At 60.4% G+C, this 3667-nt stretch carries 2 protein-coding genes; both read left to right on the forward strand.

Annotated elements, in window-relative coordinates:
• The first annotated feature begins 207 nt into the window (after positions 1-207).
• On the forward strand, positions 208-1203 hold the full coding sequence (locus E1297_RS03575) for an ATP-binding protein (RefSeq protein WP_155133979.1): 996 nt from the start codon (positions 208-210) through the stop codon (positions 1201-1203).
• Positions 1204-1206: 3 nt separating this feature from the next.
• Complete coding sequence (locus E1297_RS03580) at positions 1207-3537, forward strand: S8 family peptidase (RefSeq protein WP_368669453.1); 2331 nt, start codon at positions 1207-1209, stop codon at positions 3535-3537.
• Positions 3538-3667 lie beyond the last annotated feature (130 nt).

The raw sequence follows: 3667 nt of genomic DNA on the forward strand, positions 1-3667 counted from the left end.
TAACGATATCTGAAGGCATAGAGATATGACAAAAGGGCCGGTGGCAACACCGGCCCGGAGCGGACGTTTACAATCTGGCGTCCCAATGACAGAACAACCTACGGTCTGCCAGACGCTGGTACCAGCCTCTCAGGCTAAGTTCAACTACATCCGTGCTAGTCAGAATCGCATAATGCAGGTAAGTTCGCTTTAAAATATGGGGCGAACATGGCACGCGGTGAGTTGATAAAAAAATTACTTGCAAGCTACGGCCACGAGGAAGAATTCCGCGGGGTTGTTGAGCAGATAATCTCTGAAGAGGAGAAGAAGAATAATCGCGTGTTGGCGCAAAGTCTGCGTAAGACGATGGACAATATTGGTTCGGCGGCGCGCCCGACCGGGGGGCTTTCGCGCTTGGTCCCGTTCCCAGATGAGGCGAATGACTTCATCCAGCGGGTGGAACCGGTGCATGGCCCGCAGGATATCCTGCTCTCGCCGGAGAACACTGAGCTCTTTCTGGGACTGATCCGGGAATTCCGGCAAGCAGACCGGATCAGGCGTCACGGGCTTCCGGTGCGATCCAAGCTACTGTTTTGCGGACCGCCCGGCACGGGCAAGACCCTGTGCGCCGAGGTCTTTGCCAATGAGCTCGGGCTTCCCTTCTTCCATGTACGGCTTGACAGCCTGATCTCTTCTTACCTGGGCGAGACCGCGAGCAATATCCGCAAGACGTTTGAATTCGCCCGCCGGCAGCCTTGTGTGCTGTTCTTCGACGAATTCGATGCGATTGCTCGCTCCCGCGAGGAAGCCGGCGAACACAGCGAACTCCGGCGCGTGGTCAACAGCCTGCTGATATTCATCGAGCAGATTCAGCCGAGCGGCTTCCTGATCGCGGCGACCAATCTCGACGGGCATCTCGATCCGGCCGTCTGGCGGAGGTTCGATGAGATTGTTTGGTTCGATGCGCCGGACGCGTCAATGGTGAACAAATACCTGGTTCATGCTTTCCGCAATATCCGGACCTCCTTCGATCCGGTTGGCTATGCCGCACAGCTGCAGGGATATTCTTACGCGGACCTTGAACGGGTCTGCGTTCAAGCAATGAAACTGTCGGTCCTTGGCGGTAACACGGCGGTATCTGACAAGGATTTCCGTGAAGCGATGCGGGATGCCAAGCGACGGCTGACACGCAAACAGAAGCTGGAAGCGCAGGTCGGGGAGTAAGCCGTGCCGCGCCACCAGCATCTGCAGCTCCTGCGGCTGCCCGAAACGATGGAACGGCGGAAAACCGGTTTTCCCGGCCCGACGCCATCACGCGGCGGCGGATACGGCGGTCGCGTGCGTCGTCAAGTTGAAGAGGCCGTTCGGACACAGCAGGAAAGTCGGCCGCCTCAGTTCGTTGATCCCTCGTTGATCCTGCGGGTGCAGATGCAGGGGATGCTGCTCGAGGAGGACTGGGAAGCACTTGGCCTGACGCTTCTGTCCAGCGACCAAGACCGCAACATTGTCCTGTTCTCTTCGGAAGGCGATCTCTCGGCCTTTCTGCAGCGCCTCGAAGCCTACGACGGACCTATTCCAGAAGGTCAGCGGGGGAGGCGCTATGAGGGGTTCGTCACGCGGATCGAGGACGTAGGCACACTGAGGCCCCACGACCGGCTTGGTATCCGCCTGAGGGAAGCCGGGCTCACCGAAGCGGAGGACCTAGTAAGCGACGAGGTCTATACGGTCGATATCGAGCTCTGGGACTTTGGCGGGCGGGCTGCACGGGAACGCAAGGCCGGGGAAATCGAGGACTTCATCACCGGCAGCGACGCGGAAGTCTTCGATGTCTACATAGGTCCGTCGATTACGATGATGCGGGTTCGTGCTCCCGGACGGGTGTTGCGGCCGTTGCTGGCAGTGCCCGAGGTGGCATTCATTGATCTGCCGCCGGAGCCGGACCTGGAATCGTCTGACTTCGTACAAATGACCCTCGAGGACGCGCCGGAAATTCTGCCGTTGGAGGCCAACGCGCCGGTCATCGGCGTGCTGGACAGCGGCCTCAACGAGCATCCGTTCCTCGAGGGGATCGTTGTCGAACGGACGGCTTTTCCGGCAGAACTCGGAACCGCCGATATCTGGGGGCACGGGACGCGGGTCGGGGGCGTTGCACTATTCGGCGATCTGAGGAACCGGCTGCGGGACGGAAGGCTGCAGCCGGCCGGGCAGCTGGTGTCCGCGAAGGTGGTGCAGGACAATGGAGCTTTCTACGAGCGCCGGACGCTCCCGCGGCAGATGCGTGAGGCGATCACCCAATTGCATCGGGCACACGAATGCCGTCTCTTCGTCATCTCGCTCGGAGATGTCCGCGCGCGCAACGAACCCGGGCGGGTGGGTCCTTGGGCCGCAACACTCGATGAACTGGCACGCGAACTTGACGTGCTGATCGTCGTATCCGCCGGCAACCGCGCCCCGCGCGGCGGATCATCAGTCGAGCAAGCGGTCACCGAATATCCGGCATATCTGCTCGAAGCAGCGAACCGACTCTGCGAGCCGGCCGGAGCCAGCAACGTCATCACGGTCGGGGCATTGGCAAACGGGACGGGCGTCGGGGCCAGACATGAACGAGATGCTCATATCCGGCCGATCACTCAGCCGCTCGAACCATCTCCCTTCTCCCGCTCGGGACCCGGTGCGGGCGGCATCCGGAAACCCGATTTCGCGGATATCGGCGGAACGCTGGTATTCGACGCGCCCTCAGCCAGGCTGCAGTCGGCCCCACACATTCCGGAAGCCGGCGTCATCACGCTGAACCATGAGTTCACTAGGCAGCTTCTTACGAGCGGCATGGGGACTTCGTATGCTGCGCCGATGCTCGCTAACAAAGCCGCGGAGTTGCTTCGGCTGTTCCCCGCTGCTTCCGCGAACCTGATCCGGGCACTTCTTGCGGGGGCATCAAGCGTCCCCGACGCTTGCGCCCGCCGTCTGGCAGGCATGGATCTTGCCGATCGGGCACGTATCTGCGGTCATGGAATGGTGGACACGCTGCGGGCTGCCTATTCCGACGATCACCGGGTCGTGCTTTATGCGGAGGACCGTCTCAGTATCAATCATTTCGCGGTGTACCGCGTGCCGGTGCCGCCGGAGTTCCAGGGTAACGGCCGACGCACAATCCGTGTTTCCCTGGCATTCGACCCTCCAGTGCGACGAACCCGCGCCGAATACATCGGCACGAAGATGAACTTCCGGCTTCTGCGCGGCTGTCCTTCCGCCGAAGTATTTTCTCATTTTCGCACGAGAACGGCAGAGGAAGGCGATCCCCCAGATATTCCAAACAGGTTCAAGTGTGGCCTCGAGCCTGGACCGAACAGCCGGGACAGTCAGACATTGCAAACAGCGGCGAAGACATTTGTCCAAGACACAACCGGCTACGGTGACGAGTACTACTTGGTGGTCCGTTGTGTCGGAGGCTGGGCCGAACCGCAGGAAGTCGCGCAGAATTTCGCGGTGGTTGTTGAGCTTGAACATCAGCCAGCTATTCAGCTCTACGCGAGACTAAGACAGCGGGTTCGGGCATGAAGTCCTAAGATAGTTGGGGCTTTCTGACGCAGATTTTGCTTTGTTGAGAGAGCGGACGTTCGTGCGATCCGCAGCGAATTCACACTTCCCGCCCTGCACGGGCATTTGGTCGACCCGCAACGAACGGCAG

Source organism: Roseibium sp. RKSG952, assembly GCF_009711355.1.